18 protein-coding genes and 1 pseudogene are annotated in these 25,164 nt (G+C 72.9%); 4 read left to right on the top strand and 15 right to left on the bottom strand.

What is annotated here, in order from left to right; translation table 11 throughout:
- Positions 1 to 12 precede the first annotated feature (12 nt).
- The gene (locus G569_RS0131430) at positions 13 to 402 is read left to right on the top strand and encodes a nuclear transport factor 2 family protein (RefSeq protein ID WP_028066358.1); all 390 of its coding nucleotides are present in this window, start codon (positions 13 to 15) and stop codon (positions 400 to 402) included.
- Here G569_RS0131430 and G569_RS0131425 read toward each other — a convergent pair.
- The 11 genes from G569_RS0131425 to G569_RS64865 form a co-directional block, all read right to left on the bottom strand.
- Positions 383 to 2,419, bottom strand: a complete 2,037-nt coding sequence (locus tag G569_RS0131425) for a sodium-translocating pyrophosphatase (RefSeq protein ID WP_028066357.1) — start codon at positions 2,417 to 2,419, stop codon at positions 383 to 385. The genes G569_RS0131430 and G569_RS0131425 overlap by 20 nt on opposite strands.
- 80 nt (positions 2,420 to 2,499) lie before the next feature.
- The gene (locus G569_RS0131420) at positions 2,500 to 2,904 is read right to left on the bottom strand and encodes a hypothetical protein (protein ID WP_028066356.1); all 405 of its coding nucleotides are present in this window, start codon (positions 2,902 to 2,904) and stop codon (positions 2,500 to 2,502) included.
- Positions 2,901 to 4,022, bottom strand: coding sequence for a carboxylate-amine ligase (locus G569_RS0131415; RefSeq protein ID WP_037500391.1), 1,122 nt, complete (start codon positions 4,020 to 4,022; stop codon positions 2,901 to 2,903). Before G569_RS0131415 ends, G569_RS0131420 begins: the two co-directional genes overlap by 4 nt.
- A 5-nt stretch (positions 4,023 to 4,027) precedes the next feature.
- On the bottom strand, positions 4,028 to 4,717 hold the full coding sequence (locus G569_RS0131410; protein ID WP_053227247.1) for a redox-sensing transcriptional repressor Rex: 690 nt from the start codon (positions 4,715 to 4,717) through the stop codon (positions 4,028 to 4,030).
- Positions 4,714 to 4,962 carry a glutaredoxin family protein gene (locus tag G569_RS0131405; RefSeq protein WP_037500388.1) on the bottom strand — a complete coding sequence of 83 codons (249 nt, stop codon included), beginning with the start codon at positions 4,960 to 4,962 and terminating at the stop codon, positions 4,714 to 4,716. The genes G569_RS0131410 and G569_RS0131405 overlap by 4 nt, the downstream gene beginning before the upstream one ends.
- Positions 4,959 to 7,520: a S8 family serine peptidase gene (locus G569_RS0131400; RefSeq protein ID WP_028066352.1), complete on the bottom strand. Its 2,562-nt coding sequence runs from the start codon at positions 7,518 to 7,520 to the stop codon at positions 4,959 to 4,961. Before G569_RS0131400 ends, G569_RS0131405 begins: the two co-directional genes overlap by 4 nt.
- Position 7,521: 1 nt before the next feature.
- Positions 7,522 to 8,502: a tRNA (adenosine(37)-N6)-threonylcarbamoyltransferase complex transferase subunit TsaD gene (gene tsaD / locus G569_RS0131395; RefSeq protein WP_028066351.1), complete on the bottom strand. Its 981-nt coding sequence runs from the start codon at positions 8,500 to 8,502 to the stop codon at positions 7,522 to 7,524.
- Complete coding sequence (gene rimI, locus G569_RS53150; RefSeq protein WP_053227246.1) at positions 8,499 to 8,990, bottom strand: ribosomal protein S18-alanine N-acetyltransferase; 492 nt, start codon at positions 8,988 to 8,990, stop codon at positions 8,499 to 8,501. The genes tsaD and rimI overlap by 4 nt, the downstream gene beginning before the upstream one ends.
- A gap of 41 nt (positions 8,991 to 9,031) precedes the next feature.
- A complete protein-coding gene (gene tsaB, locus G569_RS53145) occupies positions 9,032 to 9,760 on the bottom strand; it encodes a tRNA (adenosine(37)-N6)-threonylcarbamoyltransferase complex dimerization subunit type 1 TsaB (RefSeq protein ID WP_053227245.1) in 729 nt (242 codons plus the stop codon).
- Positions 9,757 to 10,179: a tRNA (adenosine(37)-N6)-threonylcarbamoyltransferase complex ATPase subunit type 1 TsaE gene (gene tsaE, locus G569_RS53140; protein WP_037500385.1), complete on the bottom strand. Its 423-nt coding sequence runs from the start codon at positions 10,177 to 10,179 to the stop codon at positions 9,757 to 9,759. Before tsaE ends, tsaB begins: the two co-directional genes overlap by 4 nt.
- A complete protein-coding gene (locus G569_RS64865; protein WP_211233140.1) occupies positions 10,148 to 10,516 on the bottom strand; it encodes a hypothetical protein in 369 nt (122 codons plus the stop codon). Before G569_RS64865 ends, tsaE begins: the two co-directional genes overlap by 32 nt.
- Before the next feature lie 46 nt (positions 10,517 to 10,562).
- Here G569_RS64865 and G569_RS0131375 point away from each other — a divergent pair, with 46 nt between their 5' ends.
- Positions 10,563 to 12,920 carry a glycosyltransferase gene (locus tag G569_RS0131375; RefSeq protein ID WP_028066350.1) on the top strand — a complete coding sequence of 786 codons (2,358 nt, stop codon included), beginning with the start codon at positions 10,563 to 10,565 and terminating at the stop codon, positions 12,918 to 12,920.
- Positions 12,917 to 13,588: a class I SAM-dependent methyltransferase gene (locus G569_RS64140; protein WP_053227244.1), complete on the top strand. Its 672-nt coding sequence runs from the start codon at positions 12,917 to 12,919 to the stop codon at positions 13,586 to 13,588. Before G569_RS0131375 ends, G569_RS64140 begins: the two co-directional genes overlap by 4 nt.
- Here the strand turns inward: G569_RS64140 and G569_RS0131365 are convergent.
- Entirely contained in the window at positions 13,509 to 17,621 is a 4,113-nt protein-coding gene (locus G569_RS0131365) for an alpha-(1->3)-arabinofuranosyltransferase domain-containing protein (protein ID WP_084285835.1), read from the bottom strand. The two genes, G569_RS64140 and G569_RS0131365, sit on opposite strands and share 80 nt — an antisense overlap.
- A 134-nt stretch (positions 17,622 to 17,755) precedes the next feature.
- On the opposite strand from G569_RS0131365, the gene G569_RS0131360 reads away from it, so the two are divergent.
- On the top strand, positions 17,756 to 19,417 hold the full coding sequence (locus G569_RS0131360) for an O-antigen ligase family protein (RefSeq protein WP_157592448.1): 1,662 nt from the start codon (positions 17,756 to 17,758) through the stop codon (positions 19,415 to 19,417).
- A gap of 55 nt (positions 19,418 to 19,472) precedes the next feature.
- Here G569_RS0131360 and G569_RS65655 read toward each other — a convergent pair.
- The 3 genes and pseudogenes from G569_RS65655 to G569_RS0131345 form a co-directional block, all read right to left on the bottom strand.
- A pseudogene (locus G569_RS65655) lies at positions 19,473 to 20,471 on the bottom strand (acyltransferase family protein); the annotation flags it as partial.
- 116 nt (positions 20,472 to 20,587) lie between these two features.
- Entirely contained in the window at positions 20,588 to 22,921 is a 2,334-nt protein-coding gene (locus G569_RS0131350; RefSeq protein ID WP_157592447.1) for a glycosyltransferase family protein, read from the bottom strand.
- Positions 22,918 to 25,158 (bottom strand): YfhO family protein, encoded by a 2,241-nt coding sequence (locus G569_RS0131345; protein ID WP_028066345.1) that lies wholly within the window; start codon positions 25,156 to 25,158, stop codon positions 22,918 to 22,920. Before G569_RS0131345 ends, G569_RS0131350 begins: the two co-directional genes overlap by 4 nt.
- Positions 25,159 to 25,164: the final 6 nt, after the last annotated feature.

Below are 25,164 nucleotides of genomic sequence, written 5' to 3'. Positions count from 1 at the left end.
ACGGTCGAGGGCATGACCAACCGCGAGACGATCGAACGCTACGTCGAGGCCCTCCAGCGCGGCGACGACATCGCCGGATTCTTCGCCGCACACGCGACCTGGACGCTCGCCGGCCGGCTCCCGCTCTCCGGGACCTGGGAGGGCCGGGACGCGATCATGAACGACTTCTTCGGGCGCGCCCGGAGCCTGCTCGATGAGCCGCGCGTCGAGGTGACCAGCCTGACCGCTGAGGGCGACCGCGTCGCCCTGGAATGGACCTCGCGGGCCCGCCTCACCGACGGCGAGCCCTATGAGAACCGCTGCGCGGCCCTGTTCACGCTCGCGGACGGCCGGATCACGACCGTCCGCGAATACATGGACACGGACTACGCGCTGACGGCCTTTACGCGATCAGCGGGATGATCAGCAGGGCGACGATGTTCGCCACCTTGATCATCGGGTTGATGGCCGGGCCGGCGGTGTCCTTGAACGGGTCGCCGACGGTGTCGCCGGTGACCGACGCGGCGTGGGCCTCAGAGCCCTTGCCGCCGTGGGCGCCGTCCTCGATGAGCTTCTTCGCGTTGTCCCACGCGCCGCCGCCGGACGTCATCAGCACGGCGAAGAACAGACCGACGACGATGACGCCGATCAGCAGGCCGCCGAGCATGGTGTCGCTCAGGATGCCGACGACCAGCGTGATCACGATCGGGATCAGCGACGGGATGATCATCTCGCGCTGGGCGGCCTTGGTGACGATGTCGACGCACTGGCCGTACTCGGGCTGCTCGGTGCCGTCCATGATCCCCGGGTGCTCGCGGAACTGGCGGCGGACCTCCTCCACGACCGCGCCACCGGCGCGGCCGACGGCGGACATCGACAGCGACGCGAACAGGCAGACCATCATGCCGCCGATCAGCAGGCCCATGAGGACGTGCGGGTCGTCGAGCAGGAACGCGACCGGCTTGCCGAGCTCCGCCTGCAGCTCGATCTTGAACGCGGCGAAGAGCACGAGGGCGGCGAGTGCGGCCGAGCCGATCGCGTAGCCCTTGGTGACGGCCTTGGTGGTGTTGCCGACGGCGTCGAGCGGGTCCGTGACGTTGCGGACCTCCTCGGGCATGTTCGCCATCTCGGCGATGCCGCCGGCGTTGTCGGTGATCGGGCCGAACGCGTCGAGCGCGACGATCAGGCCGCAGAGCGAGAGCTGCGCCATCACGGCGACGGCGATGCCGTAGATGCCGGCGAGCTCATCCGCGCCCCAGATCGCGAGCACGATCACGATCGCCGGGGCGGCCGTGGCCTGCAGGCCCATCGCGAGGCCCTGGATGATGTTGGTCGCGTGGCCGGTCTCGGAGGCGCGGGCCGTCGACTTCACCGGCGCGAAGCGCGTCGACGTGTAGTAGTCGGTGATGACGAACAGCGCGCCGGTGACCGCGAGGCCGATCAGCGAGCAGAAGTAGATGTCGGTCCAGGCCGGGGCGTCCGCGCCGGGCAGGTCGTCCATCATCCAGTTGGTCACCGGGATGAAGAGGATCGCGGCGATGATGCCGGCGAGGATCACGCCCTGGTAGAGCGCGCGCTCGACGTTGGAGCCCTTGACGGCGAAGGTGCCGATGATCGACGCGATGATCGCGACGGCGCCGACGACCAGCGGGAAGAGCACGACCGCGATGTCGTTCGGGAACGTCAGGACGCCGAGGAGCATCACGGCGACCGCGGTCACGGCGTAGGTCTCGAAGAGGTCGGCCGCCATGCCGGCGCAGTCGCCGACGTTGTCGCCCACGTTGTCGGCGATCACGGCCGGGTTGCGGGGATCGTCCTCCGGGATGCCGGCTTCGATCTTGCCCACGATGTCGGCGCCGACGTCGGCGCCCTTGGTGAAGATGCCGCCGCCCAGACGGGCGAAGACGGAGATCAGCGAACCGCCGAAGCCGAGGCCGATGAGCGCGTCCACGGCCTCCTTGGTCTCGACGTCGAAGATCCAGGTGAGGATCCCGTAGTAGCCGGCGACGCCCAGCAGGGCGAGACCCACCACGAGCAGGCCGGTGACGGCGCCGCCGCGGAAGGCGACGTCGAGCGCCGGGCCGATGCCGCCACGGGCCGCCTCGGCGACGCGGGCGTTGGCGCGCACCGACACGTTCATGCCGATGAAGCCGGCGGCCGCGGAGGCCAGGCCGCCGATCGCGAACCCGATCGCGACCTCGATGTTCTGGAGCGGGATCAGCGCGATGAACAGGACGACGCCGACGATGCCGATCGTCGTGTACTGGCGCCGCAGGTACGCCTGCGCGCCCTCCTGCACGGCCGCGGACAGACGCTGCATGGTCTCGTTGCCCGGCGACAGCGCCAGCAACGATCGCGTCGTCACCACGCCGTACGCCACGGCGAGCAACGCGCAGACGACGGCGAGCAATGCGCCGTGGTCGGACAGGAAACTGGACAAGAAGACCTCTCTGGACTCTGACAACGCGAAACGACGGCCAAGGGCGGCCGTCGTCGGAGGGGCGGGAGTCTACCGCGCGTCTACTGACCGGGGACCCAAAGGCGTCCGGACGATTGCGCCGGACCCGGTCCTTCGGGCTTTTCCTGCTCTGGCGCGGCCGCCGGCGGCGTTGCGCCGGAAAGGCGGACATAGGCCATCTGGAGCTGCGAGAGCGCGGCCTTGACCTGTCCGAGGTCCTGTCCGTGGCGCGGCTCGAGCAGCGGGATGAGCGCTCGGGCGCCCTCGATCGCCTGCTTGGTCTGCTCAAGGTCGGCCTTCGGACCGTCCTCGCCCGGAGGCGTGGCCAGACCGGCCTTGCGGGCGCCCAGGTTGATGAGCGTCACGAGCGTCTGCAGGAGGACATCGTCGACCTGGAGGCGCTCCATCTCGGCCTCGATCTGCCGGATCTCCTCTTCGGTGAACTCTCGCTGAGGCGGCTGGGTCATTGAACCTTCTCCGTATACGTCGCGCGCGTCTCCTCGACGCACTGCTTGAAGACCTCGTAGGGAGTGTGACCGGCGTCGATCATCCGGCGCTGACGCTGGGCGCCGTTGAGCTCGGGGAGCGCGATGTCCGCGCCGGTCCAGGCGCGCAGCCGGTCGAGCGCTTCGGCCGCGGGGAACTCCTCGATCTTCGGCCCTTCGAGGTCGAGCAGCTTGCCGTCCTGCCCGTAGCGCAGCGCGCGCCACATGTTCTCCTCGATCACGTGGCCGGGAAGGTCGCGGGGCGTCTCACCCGCGTCCACCTCGCGCAACGCCTGGGCGACGCACGCCACGATCAGCTCGACCAGCCCGTCGGCCTCGGTCCCGGTCGTCTGCGCGTCGCAGATCCGGACCTCGATCGTCCCGAACGAGTGGTGCGCGCGCACCGACCACCACAGCTGGGTGAACTCCACGATCGAGTTCGTATCCAGGAGCAGTTGCACGTAGTCCTGCCAGTTCTGCCAGCTCCCGTAGACGTCCGGGATGCCGCAGCGGGGGAAGGACTTCGTGAACGTCTGCGTGCGGGCCGAGTGCAGGCCGGAGTCCTGGCCGTCGACGTAGGGCGAGTTCGCGCTGATCGCGAGCAGCGTCGGCAGCACGGGGCGCAGCCGGTCGCAGACCTTGATCGCGCGGTCGCCGCCCTGGATGCCGACGTGCACCTGCAGCGCGAACGTGTTGTTGCGCCGCGCGACGTACTGCAGGCCGTCCTGGACCCGGCGGTAGTGCTCGGTGTCGATGATGTGCTGATTGCGGTAGTCCGACAGCGGGTGGGTGCCGGTCGAGGCCAGCGCGACGCCGTGCTTGTCGGCCAGCGCGAAGAGGCGCCGGCGCGCCTCGCGCTGGAGCTTGAGCGCGTGCTGGACGTCCTCCCCGCGCCCGGAGCGGATCTCGATCTCGGAGGAGATCAGCTCGCCCGCGATCGCGTCGCGCAGGACGTCGTCGGAGAGCCCGTCCGCCTTCATGTCCTCGAACTTCGGGATGAGCTCGAGCGACTGCGGATCGACGAGGCCCCACTCCTCCTCGATTCCGACCGTCAGGTCCTGGGAGGTCTCGAAGACCTCGCGGGCAGCGTCCAGATCCATGGGCCTCAGGTCAGGTAGAAGTAGAGCGCGTACAGCAGGTCCACCGCCGGGCTGGACGTGTGGACCGTGACCTCAGGCGGCACCTGCAGCAGCGCTTCGGAGTAATTGAAGATGATCTTCACGCCGGCGTCGACCAGCTTGTCGGCGAGCGCCTGGGCGGCGGCGGTCGGGACCGCGAGCACACCCACGACGATGTCCTCCTCCTCGACGATCGTCTTCAGGTCGTCCGGATGCCGGACCGAGGCGGGGCCGACCTTCTCCCCCAGCTTTGCCGGGTCGGGGTCGAAGATCGCGACCACGCGGAAGCCGTGGTCGGCGAAGATGTCGCTGGACGCGATCGCCTTGCCCAGGTGACCGGCGCCGAACAGCGCGATGTTGTGCTGCCCGCTGGTGCGCAGGATCTTGCGGATCTGGCTGACGAGGCTGTCGACGTTGTAGCCGACCCCGCGCTTGCCGAACTTGCCGAAGCCGCTCAGATCCCGCCGGATCTGTGTCGAGTTGACGTGCGTGTACTCCGACAGCTCCTGCGAGGAGATCGTCTCCTTACCCATCTTGCGGGCTTGGGTGAGGACCTGGAGGTAGCGCGAGAGGCGGGCGGCCACGCCGAGCGAAAGGCGGTCGGAAAGCGGACCCAGCCCGCCATCGCCCTGCTGGCTGCCGCCGCCGGTCTTGGTGGCGACGTCGCCGAAACTCATCTGCCCTCACGATAGAGAATGCGCCGGATCAGGGCCTCCTCGTCGATGGTGTAGTCGAACAACTCCTCGCCGTCGATCGCGACGACGGGGATCCGAGTCAGATAGCGGGCGTGTAGGACGTCATCGCCTTCGATGTCGATCTCCTCGACATCGAAGGGCGTGTTCGCCCGCAGCCGGTCGAGGACCGCGCGCGCCTCCTCGCAGAGGTGGCAGCCGGGTCGCGAGTACAGCGTGACCGTCGTCACCGGCGGATCAGGTCGCTCTTCTGGACGGTCGGATCGGTTTGCCGCGGCGCCCACGCCCGCACCCGGAACGCGTAGTCGCGGGCGGGGAGTTGCGCGCGGGGGATCGCGTACGCGTACTCGGCGGGCATGAGGTCGTGGGCGCCGCCCTTGACCGTCAGGGTGCGGAGGATCCTGTCGTCGGCGTCGACCAGGTCCAGGACCAGCTTCTCCGCGACCTGGATCTCGGTCTGCTCGCCGCGCTTGAACGAGCCGAGCGTGAACCGCACCCGACGCCCGCCGGTGACCTTGAGCGCGCCGACGGTCACCGGGTCGACCTCGTCAGGGCGCACCAGCCAGGGGACCGAGGCCGTGATCGCGTTGCCTTGGTGGACCTCCAGCCGCCCGAAGACCGTGCCGGGCTCGGTGAGGCGGACGTTGACCGTCGTCGGGGTGCCGGCGACAAGCGAGGCCGTCGGCGGCTGCACGGTCGCCTTGGCCGTCTTGAACGTCACCTGGCCGCTCACCGTGGTGGCGAGGTTGACCTCGACCGGGTCGAGCGGGCCCGAGACGGCGCTCGGCGGATCGGCGGTGATCGGGCCGAAGTCGCTCGACGCCTCCCCCGCGCCGGTGCGGTCCGGCGGGAGATCCTGTGGCTTGCCGGCGGCGATCAGCTGCTCGCGCAGCTGGGCGGGTGTGAGGTCGGGCCGCTTGTCGACGAGCTCGGCCGCCTTGACCGCGACCTTGGCCGCGGCGACGGCGGTGCCGCCGACGACGACGGTCTTGCCGTCGGTGCCGACGCTCAGCGCGCTGCCCTTGGCCGCGAGATCGGGCTTCGGAAGGCCGCCCGCGGTCGGGCCCTGCGAGGTGTTCGGGGAGATCCGGGGCTGTTGCGGCGCGTCGGATGTGGGCCCGCGCTCGGTGTCGCCGAACGCGATGCTCGTGTCCGGCTTCGCTTCGAGGAGCTGCTTCGCCGGCTCGCCGGTGACGCCGATCACCGGCGCCGCGGCGCGGCCGGCGCTGAGCGCGGGCAGCGGCGTGTCCTGCGGTCTGGCGATCACGACGGCCTTGGCGCCGACGGCCGCCGCGGCCGCCGCTTGCGCGGCGGGGTTCGCGCCGGCCTCGACGATCACGACCTTGCCGCGGATGCGGGTGAGGGACTCGCCGAGCGCCGCCGTGTCGGTCGCGCTGACGGGGCCGGCGGTCTGACCGTTCGGCGGCGGGTCGCCAGCGAGCACGGCGGCGTCCGCGATGTGCTCGCCGTCGAGGGTGAGCTTCGTGCGGGGCTGCGGCTCGTCCCCGCTCAGCGCGCCGACGGCGAGGCTGTCGCGGGCCGAGGCGGGCGAGCCGATGGTCCCGCTTCCCGGCGCCGCCGCGCCTTCGTTGCCCGTGGGGGCGACGATCAGCGTGCCGAGGCCTTCGGCGCCCTTGACCGCCTCGGCCTCGGGAGAGGTGGTGAAACCGGCGTAGGGCGAGTTGACGCCGACGAGGACGATCGGGACGTGGTCTGAGGTGTCGCCGTCGCCGTTGGGGTCGACGGCGTGCTCGATCCCGGCCAGCAGCTCGTCGGTGGTCGATTGCGCCTCGACCTGGCCGCCGACCGCGCGGTAGGAGGCGATCCGGATCGGCAGCACGCGTTGCCCGAGCGCCGCGACGACGCCCGCGAGCGCTGTCCCCGAGGTCTCCGTGCGGCCGTTGAGGCTGCCGGGCTTGGGGTCGCGGTCGCGGTCGACGGCGTCGTAGCCGGGGTCCGCGTGCTCGTTCAGCTGCTTGGCGTCGACGCCGGTGTCGAGGACGGCGATCGGCGGTGTGCGCTCGAGGCCGGCGGGCTTGACCGGGCTCGCGCCGGGCACGCTCACCGGCTCGCTCGAGGCGGGAAAGAGACGCCGGACCGAGCGCACCTGCGAGCCCGGATAGGACAGCTGCGGGATGTCACTCGTCTTCACGGTCGCGGCGAACCCGTTCCACACCCGGTAGAAGGAGACGACGTCGCCGAGCCGCACGCCGCGTGCCTCCAACGCCCCGCGGAGCGCGATCTGCTCGCGCTTGAGCGACTTGATCTCCCGGATCTGCGCGTCCGCCCCCATCGCCCGCGCGTTCGCGAGCTCCCCGAGCGGCGGCCGCTGCAACTGGATCAGGACCCGCTGCTCGGTCTCCGCGACGAGGATCGGACTGCGCCCGTCGTAGGGAACGGGGTCCGCGAGGCTCCCCGGCGGCGGCTGCACACCGGGAATCGGCCCGGCGCCGCCGGTCGTGAAGACCACCACCAGGAGCGCGACGACGGCGACGACCACGAGCCCGGCCGCGCCCTTGGCCCACGTTGGGAGGCGCCGCCAGAGGCCCGGCCGCGCGGCCCCATCGCCCGGCGCGGTGGCCTCGCCACCCGCCGGCGACGCGTCGCCCGCCGGAGGTGCACCGCCCGCCGGCGCCTCACCGCCCGGCGCCGCGTCCGCGCTCGGCCGCGCCTCGCCGCCCGCGTCCGCGGCGCCGGCCGCCGCCGCTTCCTCGCCCGCCCGCGTCTCGCCCTCGCCCGCGCGCGGGTCGCGCGGCGCGGCCTCGCCGCCCTCGTCCTCCGCGGACACGTCAGGCGGCGCGGCGGGTCGCGTACGCGTCGAGCGCGAGGTAGTCCGGGAAGGGCTGCGGCTCGACCCAGCGGGCGGCGGAGGCGATCATCGCGGCGTTGTCGGTGCAGAGCGCGTGCGGTGGGACGTGGACCGGGACGCCGATCGCTTGCGCGCGTTCGCGCAGCAGGCGGTTGGCGGCGACGCCGCCGCCGATCGCCAGGCGCGGCTCGTCCTCGGCCTCCAGCGCGCGGGTCGTCCGCGCGATCAGCGCCTCGACGATCGCGTGCTCGTACGATGCCGCCAGGTCGGCGGCGCGCCGCGAGGTCTCCTCCGGTCCGAGGTCGCGGACCTTGTAGAGCAGTGCGGTCTTCAAGCCCGCGAACGAGAAGTCCAGCCCCGCGACGCGAGCGCCGGTGGGAAACGCGAACGCCTTCGGGTCTCCCTCCAGCGCGAGCTTCGACAGCGCCGGCCCGCCTGGATACCCGAGGCCGAGCAGCCGCGCGCCCTTGTCGAACGCCTCGCCGGCCGCGTCGTCGAGCGTCTGCCCGAGGACCTCATAGCCCGCGTGGTCAGTTACACGTGTCAACAACGTATGGCCACCGCTGGCCAAGAGGCAGATGAACGGTGGTTCGAAGCCGCCTTCGAGGAAGTTCGCCGCCACGTGGCCCTGCAGGTGATCGACGGCGGCCAGCGGGAGCCGTCTCGACGCGGCCAGGCCCTTCGCCGTCGCGACCCCGATCAGCAGCGCGCCCACGAGCCCGGGGCCTTGGGTCACGGCGATCAGCTCCGCGTCGTCCAGCGACGCGCCCGCCTCGTTCAACGCCAGGTCCACGATCGCATTGACGTTCTCGAGGTGATGACGTGACGCCCATTCCGGCACGACACCGCCGAAGCGCCCGTGCACGGCCTGCGAGCTGACCACGTTGGAACGGATCTCGCCCGCACGCGTGATGACGGCGGCGCACGTGTCGTCGCAGGAGGTCTCGATCGCGAGGATCATGTGCCTGGAACGTCGTCGAGGGTGCCGCGGAGCGTTCCTGGGGTGCGCCACATGATCAGCGCGTCCTCCCCGTTGTCGGCGTAGTAGCGCCGCCGGACGCCCGCGCTGCGGAAGCCGAAGCTCTCATACAAAGTGATCGCGCCCGCGTTGGAGCGCCGGACCTCGAGGGTCAGCTGCGCGTCGTCGTGGACCCGCTCCAGCACCCGGTTCAGGAGCGCCGTGGCGATCCCCTTCCGGCGCTTGGTCGGGTCCACGGCGACGTTCATGACGTGCCAGACCGTGTCGTAGCGCGAGCAGATCAGATAGCCCGCGAGCTCACCGTCGACCACCGCCGCGAGGCAGATCCCCGACGGCTTGGACAGCTCGAGCACGAACATCGCCAGCGACCACGCGCTCGTGAAGGCGCGTCGCTCGATCGCGACGACGTCGGGCAGGTCCGCGTACGTGAGGCGACGGACTTCTATGGCGGCGGCGGGCGGGGCGGTCACTGAGCGGGGGGTCTCGGGGGGCGGCAGCCCCCCGGTCGATCTTAGGGCGGCGTGGCGTCCGGCTCGCGGCGGTAGTCCGGGAGCAGGGCGTCACGGTCGACGGGCTCCCTCGCCCGCCCCAGCCGGCAGACCATCAGCGCGCTGACGCGGTGGGCGCGGGAACCGTCGCTCGGTACCGCCACTCCGGCATGCTCGAGCTCCGCTCGAAAGCGTATCGCCCCGTCCCCGATGGCCAGCATCGGGCTGCGCCCCCACTCGCGGCGCGCGGCCAGGCGCTCGGCGAGCTCCGCCGGCGCGATCGCCATCGCCTCCATCGTCTCGCGGTGATGGCGATAGCTGGCGGCGAAGACCTCCCCGCGGCGGGCGTCGATCATCGCCAGCACCGGGCCGTGCAGGTCGGGATGCCCCGGGAGGTCCAGCTCCTTCGCGCTGACGAGCTCGATCCCCCGCGCGAGCGCCTCCAGGCTGGAGACGCCGACGACGGGGAGATCGTGGCCCTGCGAGAGCGCGCGGGCGGTCGAGATCCCGAGCCGCAGGCCGGTGAACCCGCCCGGGCCGGTGCCGACGCAGATGCGCGCGACGTCGTCCCAGGACACTTCGGCCTGCGCCAGCGCCTGCTCGAGCAGCGACTGCAGCATCTCGGCGTGGCGAGGACGTTCCTCGCGCGCCGGATCGTCGCGCCGCTCGACCTCACGCCCGCCCGGGACCAGCACCGCGACGGAGGTGGCGGAGGTGGCCGTGTCGATGCCGACGATGACGCCGCGATTCATTCGATGCTGATCCTCCGGTCGTCCCCGCCTGCGTGCGCGAGATGGACCCGCGCCGCCACGCGAGCCGCCGGGAAGGCGTCGAGAGCGTTTTCGGGCCACTCCACGAACGCGATCGTGTCCTCGCGGAAGAACTCGTCGAGCAGCCCCGGATCCTCACTTCCCATTCCGGCGAGCCTATACAGGTCGAGGTGCGCGAGGGGACCCGTAAGCCCTGTGTGCAGGTGACCAACCACGAAAGTGGGCGAAGTGATGGGACCGGTCACGCCCAGACTTCGGAGCGCGCCGCGCACGAACGTCGTCTTTCCCGCCCCCAGATCGCCGGAGACCAGCACGACGTCGCCGGGCTTCAGACGGGCGGCGAGCTCCGCCCCGGCGGCTTCGGTGGCTTCAGGACCGCTCGTCAGCACGAAGCCGGGCACGAAGCGTGAGGCCGGCGCCCAACAGCAGCGCGCCGCCGGCGGCGGGCAGCCAGTCCTCGAGCCCCGTGTACGGCAGGCTCGGACCCGGGGGTGCGGGCGTCGCGGCGGGGCCGGGCTGGCTCGGAGCGGGTGTTGCGGCCGCCTGCGCGGGCGCGGGCGTGGCCGTGGCGGCGGGAGCGCGCGGGGTCGGCGTCGGCGTCGCTGCCTCCTGGTCGGACCCGAACGGATCCGAGTACTGATCGTCGCCCGCGCCTTGCGCTGCGGCGGAGGAGGGAACAAGGGCGAGGGCGGCTACGCCTGCGACAAGGCCTCGCCGCAGTCGCGGTCCGAGCGGCATCAGCGGGGCAGTGTAGACCGCGGGCTCGGCTAGGGTCCCAGCGGCAATGCGGCACATCCTGCTGTTGACCGACCGCGACTGGACCCACCCGCAAGGCGGCGGGACCGGCGCGAACCTGTTCGGGCAGGTCGCGTTCTGGCTCGACTGGGGCTATCGCGTGACGGTCGTGGCGGGCACGTACGAGGGCGCCGAGCCGGTCTCGCGTCCCGCTCCAGGCCTCGAGCTGCACCACATGGGCTCGCGCGTGACGGTCTTCCCTCGCGCCGCGTGGGCGGTGCGGCGTGGGCTCGCGCACGATGCCGACGTCGTCCTCGAGGTCGTCAACGGGATCACGTTCCTGACGCCGCTGTGGTGCCGCAAGCCGCGGGTGACGCTCGTGCACCACATCCACCGCGACCACTACGTGACCGAGCTCGGCCGCAAGGGCGCCGTCGCGGCGGTGCTGGCCGAGACGCTCCCGCTCAAGCTCCTGTACGGCGGCGCGCCGTTCCTGACGATCTCCGAGTCCGCCAAGAGCGACATCACCGCGCTCGGGGTCGCACCGGAAGACGTCCACGTGGGTTATCTCGGTGTGGTCCCGTTCCCGCCCGTGTCCGTCTCGCGGTCCTCGACCCCGCGGCTCCTGTATCTGGGCCGCCTGAAGCGCTACAAGCGCATCGAGCTGCTGCTCGACGTGCTCGAGGGGATTCCCGGCGCGGTCCTGGACATCGCGGGCGAGGGCGACCACCGGCCCGCGCTGGAGGCGGAGATCGAAGCGCGCGGGCTGTCTGATCGGGTCGTGCTGCACGGGCACGTGAGCGAGGCCCGCAAGGCCGAGCTGTATACGCAGGCGTGGGTGAACCTCACCGCTTCCTCGGCCGAGGGCTGGTGCCTGACCGTGATGGAGGCCGCCACGTGCGGGACCCCGAGCGCGGCGATCCGGATCGGCGGCCTGCCCGAGTCGATCGTCGACGGGTCGACCGGGCTCCTCGCCGACGACGGGCCCGGGCTGACCGCAGCCGTGCAGCGGCTCGTGGCCGATGACGATCTGCGCTCGCGCATGGGAGAGGCGGCGCGGTCGCGTGCGGCCTCGTTCACCTGGGAGCGCACGGCGCGGGAGTCCGCGGACCTCTTGACCGAGGCGTCGGCGCGCACCCCCGTGCGCGTGCGCGAGGTGCTCGGCCGGTCGGAGACCTTGAAGGCCGCGGGCATGGCCTCGGCGACGATGGCCAACAATGCGCTCGCACTCGTCTTCACGGTGCTGTTCGCCCGGCTCCTGGGCGCGACCGACTACGGCTCGCTCGCCGCGCTGGTCTCGACGTTCGTGATCCTGTCCGTGCCGGGCTCGGCCGTGCAGGTCGCGGTGGCGCGCGAGATCGCTCTGGGCCGGCTCGGCGAGGGTCCACGCCTCGCGGCGACCCTGGCGACCTGGCGAAAACGGCTGTTGCTCGTGGGTGTGGCGGTGACGGCGTGCGCCGTGCTGCTGCGCGAGCCGATCGCGGATCTGATCTCGGTGCCCGAGCAGTGGGCCGCGGCCGCGGCGGCGCCCACGGCCGTGCTGTGGCTGCTCCTGTCGCTCGAACGCGGCGCGCTGCAGGGCGCGCACACGTACAAGCCCGTGGCGTGGTCGATCGTGCTCGAGGCTGCGGGGCGGCTCGCGTTCGGGCTGCTGCTCGTCGGAGTCGGCATGGGCGTGACCGGCGCGTACTTCGGGACGCCCCTGTCGCTCGCGGCCACCGCGTTCGGTCTGTGGTGGATCTCGCGCGCGCGGCTCGGTACGCCCGCCCCGGGCGCGGCCGCCCGCCGGTTGCGGGACCTCGTCGGCGGCGCCTGGCCCGCCGTCGTCGGGCTGTTCCTGGTCGCACTGCTGCAGAACGTCGACGTGATCCTGGTCAAGCGCCAGATCGGCGGCGACGCCGCGGGCGCGTACGCGGCGGCCGCCGTCGCCGCCAAGGCGGTCGTGTGGGTGGCGATCGGCATCGGCCTGTACCTGCTGCCGGAAGCGACGCGCGCGGCACGCCACGGGCAGGACCCGCGGCCGGTGCTGGCGCGTGCGCTGGGCGTCGTGGCCGCCGTCGCCGTCCCGATGCTGATCGTCTACGGGCTCTTCCCGTCGACCGTGCTGCGGCTGGCGTTCGGCTCGGAGGCCGTGGTCGCGTCGGATGCGCTGTTCGTGCTCGGGTGCGCGATGACGCTGCTCGCGGTGGGGTATCTGGGCGTCCAGTACATGCTCGCTCTGGGACGGGTCGCCTTCCTGCCGGCGCTGGCGGTCGTCGCGGTGGCGGAGCTCGCGCTGTTGAGCACGATCGGCTCGAAGTCGCTGGTCGTGTTCGCCGCCTGCGTGTTGGCGCTGCAGGCCGCGGCGGCGCTGTCGGTGCTGGCGATCGGGCTCAAGCCGGGCCGCCGGCCGGTCCCCGCGCCTTGATCGAGGGGTGGCTCACGGACGCGCAGGCGGCGCGCCTGCGGTCCGCCGCCGCGCGGTCGTCCGGCACGGCCGTGGAGATCGGGTCGTTTCGCGGGAAGTCGACGGTGGTGCTCGCGTCCGAGACGCCCGTGACCGCCATCGACCCGCACGCCGGGTCCGACCGCGGGCCGCAGGAGATCGCCGCCGACGCCGCGCGGGGCGACGCCGACTTCGACGCGTTCCACGCGAACCTCCGCGCCGCGGGCGTCGAGGATCGCGTGCGGCACGTGCGCAAGTTCTCCGCGGACGCGCTGGAGGATGTGGTCGGCCCGATCTCGTTGCTGTACGTCGACGGGGCGCACCGCTTCGGCCCTGCGCGCGCGGACCTCGTGCAGTGGGGCGGGCGGGTCGTGCCGGGCGGGACGATGCTCGTCCATGACGCGTTCTCCTCGATCGGCGTGACGCTCGCCCTGTTCGCCGTGTGCCTGTCGGGCGAGTGGCGCTACGTCGGGCGGACCGGCAGCTTGGCCGAGTACCGGCGCGAGCCCGCGCGCCACCAGCTCATGGCGCACGTGCGCGAGCTGCCGTGGTTCGCGCGCAACGTGGCGATCAAGGTGCTGGTCGTGGCGGGGCGTCGTCGGTGGGCGGAGCGGCTCGGCCTCGCGCCGGACGCCCCGTGGCCCTACTGAGCGCGAGCACGAACAGCGCGATCCCCGCCACCGTCACCCAGTGGACCGCGATCCGGTCGATCGCGTACTCCGGGTTGTAGCCGCCCCGATCCTCGGGCCGGATGATCAGCGTGAGGACGGGAACGGCGACCGCCAGCACCGCCCCGCCGGCGAGCGCGAGCTGCTCCGCGGTGACGCCGCGATACAGGACGAAGAACGTGCCGAGCGCGAACAGCGGGACGGCCCGCGCCGCGAACACGAACCCCAACCCGAGCCCCACGACCACGGACACCAGCGCCGCCCTGCGCACCGACATTCCGGGTGAGCCGGTTTCGTCTGGCGTGCCCTGACGAAACCGGCTCACCTCGTTCGGTCGCGCCGCCGCGCCGTCGCCGGCCCGCGTCACTCGGCGCCGCCCGGCCAGGAGCACCACGAGCAGGAACGCCGCCACCAGCGCGGACACCCCGTAGCCCACGGTCACCAGCCGGTTCGGCGCGAACGTGATCGTCACGTTCCGGCACGTCGCAGGGACGCGCCAGGCGGTGCCGAACGCGTCGCCCACCTCGGGCTCGCCGAGGTCGTGGCCGTCGCAGCTCGCGCGGCGGCCACGCGTGAAGCTCTCCGCGAGGACGAGCCGGGCCGGACCGGCCAGGGCGAGGCGGACGTCCTTGCGGCCGCCGCGGGTCGCGGTTCCGGCGGACACGACCCGGCCGGGCGCGGCCGCCGGTGTGGCGGTTCCCGAGCGCAACCGCAGCACGTACGGCGTGAACGTCCCGGCCCGCGCGGACAGCCGTGTCTCCCCCGCCGGCAGATCGACCGCGCCGCAGCCCGTGGCCCGCAGCGGGCGGCCCGCGTCGAGGTCCTCGACGCTGCCCTCCACCCGCAAGCCGACCCTCCGGCCACCGATCGTGACCGTGAGCTCGCAGCCGTGGGGCAACGTCCCGGCGCGCGGCACGCTGACGGTCGGGCCGCCGTGGATCTCGGCGATCCCGACCGCGCGACGCTGCCGCTGTTGTCCTGGTGTCCCCGGCGGGAACGCGGAGCGGAGGATCTCGAGCCGGACGCGGCCGGAGACCGGCGCCGGCAGCCGCACGGCGCCGTCGGCGACGTCGACCGTCGCCTCGCCCACCCGCACCCGCGTCGGCCGCCGGACGCCCGGCACAGCGTCGAGCCTGAACTCGCTCGCCGGCTTCGACTGCTCCCACTCGATCCACACGCTCCGGCCGTCCTGCCAGGACCCGATCCACGGGCGGGGCGTGCCGTCGAACGCGCTCGAGGCGCGGAACTCCGGGCGGCCCTGGAACCGCGCGGAGGACTCGAACCGCTCGTCCAAGCCGACCAGCGCGTCGATCGCGGAGTCGGGCGCGTCGGGCGCGACGGTCGCCCAGCCGTCGAGCCTCCAGGTGCGCGCGGTCGGGGGCGAGAAGACCCGCTCGAGCCCGCGTTCGCCGTCGGCGCGGTCGCGCACGAGGGCGCTGCTCGACGCGCCGTGCCAGGGATCCCTGCGGAACGGGTCGTCGCCCGTGGTGCGCTGGAAGACGTAGCTGAGCGGGATGTCCGTACCGCGCAGCGCGCGTTCGGCGATGACCGGCGGGCGCAGCGCCTCGGTCGCGTGGATGCCCGGGATGCGCAGCTCGCGGATGCCGGCCGTGATGGTCGGGCCGGGGTCCTGCTCGACCACGATCCGGACACTCAAGGCGCCGACGTCGTGGAGATCGACGCGCAGTCGGTTCTCCCCCTCGCGCACCGCGTATCGCCGGCCCGCGATCTCCACCGCCGTGACCCGCACCCGCGAGTCGTCGTAGGGCTCGAGGTCGACGTACGGGACGTCGCGGGGGTGATCGAAGGTGACCGTGAGGACGTGGCGGTCGGGCGTCAGTGCGCGGTCCGCCTGCCAGTGCGTGGCGGGGTCGCCGTCGAGCGCCGCGAACGGCCGGTTCTCCGGGAACTGCGGATAGCCGGGGGAGGACGGCGCGCTGACGCCTCTGATCCCGCCGCCGTAGACGGCGACGGTCTGCGCGTCGGGGCCGATGCCGAACGGGTCGAGCACGGCGGCGTCGACGGACGGCTCCTCGTCCGCCGCGAGCACCCGGCCTGCGTTCTGGACCAGCCGGGACGGGACGAGCACGCGGCGACGATTCGAGTCGGTGATCACGACCTGGCCGGCTCCGCGGAGCTGCTGCGCGGTGAGGTCCGCGGCGTAGGCGACGTCCTGCAGCGGGGTGTCGGCGTTGGCGAGCCCTTCGGCCGAGCCGTCGATGACCGTCGAAGGCTCGGGAGCCTCGACCCGGACCAGGCCGGGAGCGGTGGGTCGTTCCCAGGCGCGGACCTCGGGAAGGTCGACGGGGTCGCCGAGCGTGCCCGCGGCGCGCGGCCGCGGTTCGTCGGCACCATACGTCTTTGTCGGCGCGCCGAGCTGCGTGAGGACGTCCGCGGCCTCCGCGGGCGGGGTCGCGCCGCTGCGGGTCCGGTCCTCGTCGGCGCCCTGCAGGACGGTGCGGGCGCCGAGCAGGTCGAGCAGCGGGTCGAGTTGCCCCGGCAGCGCCCGCCGCTGCTGGACGAGCGCGTCGACGGTCCACAGCAGGTCCGTCGCCCGCAGGTCGGCGTACCCGACCGCGTTGCGGGTCGCGACCGGCTCGTCGGTCAGGACCGGGAGGATCGGGTCGATCGTGCCGCCCCAGTCGTAGTAGGCGTAGAGCTGGCCGGGCAGGACGACGGCGCGTCCGCCGCCGTCGGCGTCGAGCTGCGCCACGGCGTCGCGCCAGGCCGCGGGGATCTCCTTCCACAGGAGCTGGTCGTCGACGCCCCGGCCGCGGATCAGCGGCCAACTCGCGACGAGGGGCAGGACGAGCGCCGCGGCGAGCAGCGCGCGCCTCGGGATGCGTTGCGCCGCTAGGCCGCCGAGGACGGCGACGCCCATCACCACCAGCGGTCCTGCCTTGTACGTCGTGCGCAGGAACTGCACCGGAACGAAGTGGTTGTACGTGAAGTTCGACGCCTTGCGCAGCGGCGTCCCCTCCGGGAAACCGGCCGCCATGATCAGCAGCCCTGTCAGCACGAGCAAGAGGGCGAACGGCGCGTACGGGTGCTTGCGCGTCCATGCGAAGCCGGTCAGCGCGAGCGCCGGGACGAGCAGCCCGGCGATGACGACCGGCAGCGAGAACAGCATCACCCCGCCGTCGCCGAAGTACGGCCGCAGCGTCCCGCCGTACCCCACGCCCAGGTACGAGATCCAGTAGCCCATCAGCCGCAGCGACTCCGGCAGGCTCGTCGTGCTCCAGATCGTCCCCGGCTGCTCGGTGAAGCGCAGGAAGTCCACCCCGAATCGGGACTGGACGAGCAGCGGCACCACCCACCACGCCGAGACCAGCGCGGTGAGCAGCGCCGTGCGCCACGCGAACCTCACGATCGCGTTCGTGGTCGTCGCGCCGATCCAGCGCTCGTAGAGGGCCAACAGCAGCGGTCCGACGAGCATCCACGCCGTCACCGCCGCGTTCACCCCGCCGCCTGACGCGGTCACGATCAGCGCGAACGCGGCCGCCCACCAGGTCGGGTTGGCTCTGATCCCGCGCTTGACCGCGACGAGGAGCCACGGCAGCGCCGCGTACCCGAGCAGCGTGACCGTCGTGCGGGCGCTGAACACGACCACGTACGGGTTGAGCAGGATGAGGAAGCCCGCAGTCGCGTGCGCGATGCCGCGCGGCCGGCCGGTGAGCTCGTCCATCAGGCGCACGGCCCCCCACGCGGCGAGCGCGAGGATCGCCCCGAGCCACAGCCGCTGCGTCAACCACGCGCTCACCCCGAGCCCGTGCAGCGCGGCGAAGAACGGCCCCATCGGGAACAGGTAGCCCCCGTACTGCCCGCCCTGCACGTGCCCGAGGTCCCCGGTCGACGACCACGCGCTCGCCACGTCCGCCAAGAACCCCGCGGGATCGACGTGCAGGTCGATCTTCGTGTCCGACGACGCCCACCCGGGCCGCTGCGCGAGCGCGATGACGAACGCGAGCACGCCCAGCGCCGCGGGCAGTGCTCGATCTCTGGCGCGCGACGGCAAGGCGGCGAGGATACGGCCGAGCGGCGCCCAGCACCTCAGGTGTCGGCTGCGTTGCGGATTCCGAGACGAAACCGACTCTCCTCGCGCTCGGCGGCGTCGGTCCGCCCACCCGGCCGGGTACGGTGGCGGACTTCATGCGCCGGTTCGACCTCGTTCTCGCGGCGCCGGTGCTGCTCGGCCCGGCCGTCCTCGCGTTCGCCAAGGGCGGGTACTTCGACGTCCCGCGGCTGGTGGCGGGGGTCGTCGCGTGCGCGCTCGTGGTCGTCGTCGCCGTGCGTGACGAACGGCCGGTCCCGCGGTCGGCATGGCTCGCGGCCGGCGGGCTCGCCGCGTTGACCGCCTGGACGGGCCTGTCGATCCTCTGGGCCCCGATCGCCGGCGGCGCGTCGGACGACTTCCAGCGCCTGCTGCTCTACCTGTTCGCGTTCATCGCCGCCGTGGCGGTCTTGCAGCCGCCCGAGGTGCGCCGGCTCGTCGAGCCGGTCCTGCTCGCGGGAATCGTCGCCGCCGCGCTCTACGGCCTGTCCGAGCGGCTGCTTCCGGGCGTCTTCTCGCTCGACGCGCTCCCGTCCGCCGACGACCGCCTCGCCTGGCCGCTGACGTACTGGAACGCGATGGGCGCACTGACGGGCATGGGCCTCGTGCTCGCCGCGTGGGTCCCGTCCCGCGCCGCACTCGCCACCTCACCGATCCTCGGCCTCGCGTGCTACCTGACGTTCTCGCGCGGTGCGCTCGGCGCGACGGCCGCCGGCCTCGCCGTGCTGGTGGCCCTCACGCCGACGGTCGGGCAACTCCGCCGCGCGGCGGTCGCGGGAGGCGCGGCGATCCTCGCCGCCCTCGCGACCATCCCGCTCTCAGCCGTCGAGGCGCCGGGCGGGAGCGCGACGCAGGGCGCGGTGATGATCGCCGCGCTGGCGGTGCTGGCCGCGGCGGCGTGGTGGCTCGCGCCGCCTGCCACCCCGGGACCGTCGCGCGACGCCGCGCCCACTGGTCCCGCCCCCTCGCCGGGCGAGGCCGCGCCCACACCTCCCGCCCCCTCGCCGGCCGACGCCGCGCCCACACCTCCCGCCCCCTCGCCGGCCGACGCCGCGCCCACGCCTCGCGCCCCCTCGCCGGCCGACGCCGCGCCCACGCCTCCCGCCCCCTCGCCGGCCGACGCCGCGCCCACGCCTCGCGCCCCCTCGCCGGCCGACGCCGCGCCCACGCCTCGCGCCCCCTCGCCGGCCGACGCCGCGCCCACGCCTCCCGCCCCCTCGCCGGCCGACGCCGCTCCCCTTCTCCCCCCACTGCGCCGGGCGGCGGTCGGCGCGCTCGTGCTCGCGCTCGCCGTGACCGGGATCGCGGTCACGCGGGTCGAACGGACCGGGTCGGGGCCGGCGCAGGGGGCCGATCCGTCGCGGCTCGTGTCGGCGCAGTCCAATCGGTACGAGTACTGGCGGGTCGCCGTGAACGAGTTCGCGGACTCGCCGCTGCAGGGCGGCGGGTCGGGGTCGTTCCGGACGGTGTGGCTGCGCGAGCGGACGATCGACGAGACCGTTCGCGACGCCCACTCGCTCTACATCGAGACCGCCGCCGAGCTCGGGCTCGTGGGACTGCTCGCGCTCGTCGCGTTCATCGCCGGGATCGTGTCGATGGCGCGGCGGTCACCGGAGGCGGCCGGGGCTATCGGGGCGCTGGCGGTGTTCGCGATTCACGCAGGGCTGGACTGGGACTGGGAGATGCCGGCGCTGACGCTCGTGGCGCTGACACTCGCCGCGCGGCTCGCCACGCCGGACGCTCGACCAGACGCCAGCTGAGCGCGGCGCACAGCACCGACCCGGCGAGGGCGAACGCGGTCCAGAGGACGTATGGGTGGACGTAGCGCTCCCACGCGATCAGCCCCCACCGCGAGAGCAGCGCGAGCACGAGCAGGTGGTAGAGGTAGAGGCCGTAGGAGATCTCGCCGAGCCACACCAGCGGCCGCCACCGCAGGGCGGGCGCGCCCGCCACGCCCGCGGCCAGCACGCAGAGCGCGATCGCCGCGTACGAGCCGTGACGGATCAGCCACTGTGAGTGCGAATACGCGTCGAGTCGCTCGTTCCAGAGCGAGATACACGAGATGACGTAGAGCGTGGTCGCGGCGAGCGCCCACGCCCACGGCTTGGAGAACCGCACGCCGCGTGCCTCGAGCAGCGCCACCCCCATGCCGAGCGCGAACCAGTCCAGGAACGCCGGCAGCGCGATCAGCGCCGGCTCGAGCGGACCCACAGGCCCGTCGAAAGTGCTGAGAATCAGCACTTTGTACGCAATGCTCGCGCAAAAAAGAGCCACCAACGGCCACAACGCGCGCGATTTGACGAGCACCAGCGCCCACAGCGGAAGGAACGCGTAGAACAGCACCTCGACGCACAGCGTCCACGCCTGGCCGAGCCCCTCACCCGCCGTCGACTTCCCGTAGACCTGCGCAAACCCGTAGAAGAGCGGGAGATCCCGCCACACCTCGTGCAGCGGCAGCACGATCGCCGCGACCGTCAGCGCGACCCAATACGCCGGCACGATCCGCGCGAATCTGCGTATCGCATACGCACCGACGCGTATCCGCCCGCGCAGGAACACCCCGTAGAGCAGGTAGCCGGACAGCAGGAAGAAGACCGCGACGCCGACGTCGAGCCGCCCCACCCACGGCCGCGCCCACGCGTCCTCCCCCGACCCCCGTGCCCAGAACCCGACGGCGTGAAAGACGAGCACGAGCAGCGCCGCGATCGCGCGCACGCCGTCGAGCTCGCGCCGTCGCCCGGCCTCCACGCCGCCGCCGGCCGCGCCGCGGGCGGCGTCTTCGCCGGCCGCGCCCACCGCACCGCCGCCGCCCATCGCGCCCGCCGCACCGCCGCCGCCCATCGCGCCCGCCGCACCGCCGCCGCCCATCGCGCCCGCCGCGCCGCCGGCCTCCACGCCCGCCCCGCCCCGCGCGGCGCCGCCCCGCCGCGTCACTCCTCGCGCTCCTCGACCGGCCGCCACAGGAGCAGGACGACGAGCAGCGCGGCGAACGCCGCGAGCGAGACGATCCAGCCGATCCGCCAGCTCAGCGGCCGGTAGGTGAACTCGACGATGTGGGTGCCCGCGGGGACCCGGACGCCGCGGTAGAGGTAGTCGACGCGATCGACCTTCAGCTCCTCCCCGCCCATGACCGCGTGCCAGCCCGGCGCCCAGGAGTCGGTGACCACGAGGATGCCCGGGCGGGTGGTGCGGATCTCGACGACCTGGCGGTCGTTCGCCGTGTGCAGGATCTGCGCGGGGCCGGCGAGGCCTGGGCTCCCCTCCGACCGGCCGGATTCGACCAGGGCGGCCGAGCCCGCGTCGAACGCCTCGGACGTGACCTCGCGGTAGGCATCGTCGACACGCCGCTGCGCGCCCACGACGAACGCTCGCGGCAGCGCGGCGTCGTTGGCGTAGATCCGCGCATCCGGGCGGTCGTACACGAGCCGCAGGCCCTCGACGTCCAGCTTCGGCTCCGTGGGCGACTGCAGGACCCGGCTGACGCCCAGGAACGACAGGATCCGCAGCCGCTCCTCGTCGAGCTTCGGCAGCGTGAGCGGGATGAACGCCGGCAGCGGACCCACCTGAGACGGGAACTCCGGGGAGAGTTTCGCCCTCCAGAGCTTGTCGAAGCGCTCCTCGACCGGCAGGTCGTAGCCGCGGGCCTCAGGGATCTTGTAGTCCATCGGGATCGCGTTCTGCGCCAGATCCCCGACGGTCACGAAGCGCTCCGGAGCGGCGCGCTGCAACTCGCGGATCGCTCCCGTCGCGGGCTGGACGGCGACCGCGCGATCGATCGCCGGGTTGTAGCCGACGCCGACCCACGCGAGGTCGGCGGCGACGAGCACCAGCGCGCCGATCGCCAACGCACGCCCACGCAGGAACGCCAGCACGGCGACCGACACCCCCGCGACCACGACCCACTGGAGCGTCGCGGCGCCGCGCACGATCCCGCCCACCGTCGGATCGGCGAGCCCCGGCGCGCGATCGAACCCGAAGACGACCGCCAGCGAATCTCCGACGAGGTCCCACGACGAGCGGCTACGCACGACCGTGTAGAGGACCGGTGCGACCGCTACGGCGCCCGCGATCGCCAACACGCGTCGATTCACGCCGCGACGCACGAGATCGTCCAGCCCCCACCCCGCCAACAGCGCCAGACACAGCAGATACAGCACCGCAAGGCGCGTGTTGTGGCCGCTGGAGAACACGGGCAGGCGCGAAACGACCCAGAACACCGGCGGAATCCCCAGGACGACGCACATGGAGACGGCGCCGACGACGGCCGTCGCCACGCGTTCGCGCGTCGGAGTGCGGAGGGCGACGATCGCCAGCATCAGCGGCAGCGCGCCGCCGTAGAACGCGCGTGCCAGTAGGAAGAAGTCGATCGGCGTCTGGGTCGGCTTGCCCCAGTAGAACGGGACCATCACGCCGAGGGCGAACTTCAGCGGCGTCTTGATCCCCTTCGCCTCGCCGGCGCGCTGCGAGAGATCCGCGGAGCGCAGGACCAGCTCGGCGACCGGGAACAACACCAGCGCCGCGAGCGCCGCGCCCCACACCAGGCCACCCAGGACGCCGAGCGCGGCGCGCCGCCACGACGGGCTCCCCCGCAGCCGCAGCGCGCACCAGACGAGCACCGCCACGATCAGGTGGAAGCTCGACTCCGGATGCCCGCACAGGAACTGCAACCCGATGACCAGGGCGAGCAGCGCCGTTCGCCGCGGGTCGGGTCGCCGCAGCACGCCCTCGGCCGCCAGCAGCGCCCACGGCACGAACGCCCAGACGCTCGCGTGCGGATACGAGATCCACGTGACCATCCACAGCGAGAAGCCGTAGACCACGCCCGCGACGCCCGCTCCCGGCCAGCGCATCGACAGCGCCCGCGCCAACAGGAACATCCCGAACGCCGCCACCCACAGCTTCAGCGCCGCGATCAGCGCCAACGCCCGCCACTCGTCCATCACGTACGCGATCCAGTTGAAGGGCGAGAAGATCGCGGACTGCGCATCGGCGTGGAGCGGGCGCCCCGTCGTGATCCACGGGTTCCAGAGCGGGATGTCCGGCAGGTTGCGCTTGACCTCGCGCAGGAACGGCTGCATCTGCTGCGGGGCGTCGCCGAGCTCCGGATTCGCCGCGCGCTCGAGCCCCGCCGGCTTCGACGCCGCCCACGGCGCCTGGAACCAGAGCATGTCCGAGTTCGAGAGCACCTTGCCCGGCACGAGCGCGGGCGAGACGAACAGCAGCGCCAGCGCCAGGAACGCCAGGCACGCGCGGAAGTTCGTCATCGACGCCACGCCAATCCGAGCAACGCGAGCGCCGTCACGAGCGACACGATCCACCCCACCCGCCAGCTCGCGGGCGCGTACTTGAACTCGACCGTGTGGGCGCCCGCGCCGATGACGACGCCGCGCAGCAGCTGATCCGTGCGTACGACCGGCGCCTCGCGGCCGTCGACCGACGCCTTCCACCCCGGGAACCAGGTGTCGGCGAGCACGAGCAGGGCGCGATCGTCCGCGTTCGCCCGGATGACGACGCGCTCGTCCTCGTCGCGCACGATCCGCGCGCTGCCGGTCCCGCGCACGCCCAGCGGCGCCGAGACCGCCGCGGTCCGGCGGGGATCGAAGCCCGGCGCGGTCACGGTCGCGAGTTGATCGCCGACGGCCTCCTCGCCGACCACGAACGCCCGCGGCGCGGCGTCCGGATTCGCGTAGACACGCGCATCCTGGCCCGAATAGACCTCGGGGAGCGGCAGCGGGCGATCGCTCATCACCCGGGACACTGCCAGCAAACCCAGCGCACGCAAGGCAGTGGGCGACGCGTTCGCGATCGTGCTCGGCAAGGTGAACCCGAGCGGGTCGGGCTTCGTGACCGCGCGCCGCCACAGGTCGTCGTAGCGCTTGTCGGTCGGGTAGTCGTAGCCGCGTGCGTCGCGCAGCCCGTAGCGCATCCCCACGTTCGCCGTGAGCGGGGTGATCCCGGCGTTCGAGCCGCCGACCGCGACGAAGCGCTCGTCGCCGATCGCCGCCATCGCCCCGGTGCGCGGCGTGACCGCGTGCGATACGGGGATCGCCGGGTTCTGCCCCATCCCCGCCCGCGCCAGGTCGAGCGCGGTCACCGCGATCACGGCCGGCACGAGCCAGCGCGGTCTTTGCCACAGAAGTGCAACGCCGAGTGCGGCAAATGGGATCCAGATGAGCACTGAAGCGAGCGGAAGGACGTCGATATCGCGTGGTGTGGCGAAGCCCCACGCGACCTTCAGCGCCTCATACGCGGGATACGCACCGGCGCGTATGAGCCCGGCGACGACCGGCAGCACCGCCACCGCGACGACGAGCGCGCGCAAACGCGGCGCGGTCGTGTCGAGCCCCCACCCCGCCAGCAGCGCGATGCAGAGCAGGGTGACGATCGCCAGCCGCGTGTTGTGCGCCTGCGCGAACCCGGGCACGTGGTTGGCCACGAAGAAGAACGGCTGGACGCCGAGGACGACCGCCAGCGCGACCGCGCCCGCGACCGCGATCCATACGCGCTCGCGCGTCGGACGCAGCAGCGCGACCCCCGCCAGCATCAGCGGCAACGCCCCGGCATAGAAGGCGCGGGTGACGATGAAGGGCTGCGACTCGAGCTGCGTCGGCCGCCCCCAGTAGTCCGGCAGCGCCAGCGCGAGCCCGAACCGCAGCGGCGTATGCGCGTGCTCCCGCCCGGCGCGATTCGCCAGATCGGACGAGTGCGCGAGCCGCTCGATGAACGGAACCAGCACGATCGCCGCCAGCGCCGTCCCCGCCGCGACGCCGCCGAGGAACCAGAGCACCCGCCGCGGTCCGCGCAGCAGCGCGAACAGGAACGCCGCGGCGAGCACATGGAAGCTCGTCTCGGGATGCCCGCCGAAGTACTGGAGCGCGACGACGAGCGCCAGCGCGGCGACGTTGCGGCGCGTCGGCCCGCGCACCACGTGGTCGGTGCACAGGAGCACCCACGGCAGCCACGCCCACACGCTCGACAGCGGCCACGCGAGCCACACGACATGAAAGAGCCCGAACCCGGCGACGACGCCTGCCAGCAGCGCGCCGCCGACCGATTGCCCCAGCCGCCGCGCCAGCAGGAACGTCCCGAACGCCGGCACCCACAGCTTCAGCGCCCCGATCAGTCCCAGCGACCACCAGAACGGCAGCAGGTACGCCGGCCACGAGAACGGCGAGAAGATCGCCGACTGCATGTTGGCGTTGAACGGCCGCCCGCCTTCGATGTACGGGTTCCAGAGCGGGATGTCGGGCAGCCGCTCGCGGGTGTAGGCGAGAAACGGCTGGAACTGCGCGACCGCGTCGGCCATCTCCCAGTTCGCCCCGAGGTCGCGCACGCCGTCCGGGCGGTCCGCGGTCCAGGGCGTGATCGACCACAGCACGTCGGTTGACGCGAGCGTCCGGCCGGGGACGAGCGAGGGTGCGACGAACAGCAGTGCGAGCACCGCGTAGAGCGCCGCGGCGGCAAGCGACGGCCGCCGGCGAAGCGTGGCGGTGGCTGACACGGGCCG

The sequence above is a fragment of the Solirubrobacter soli DSM 22325 genome (assembly GCF_000423665.1).
Classification (GTDB): domain Bacteria; phylum Actinomycetota; class Thermoleophilia; order Solirubrobacterales; family Solirubrobacteraceae; genus Solirubrobacter; species Solirubrobacter soli.
The sequence above is the reverse complement of the archived record's forward strand: the minus strand, read 5'-3'. Positions and strand labels throughout refer to the sequence as shown.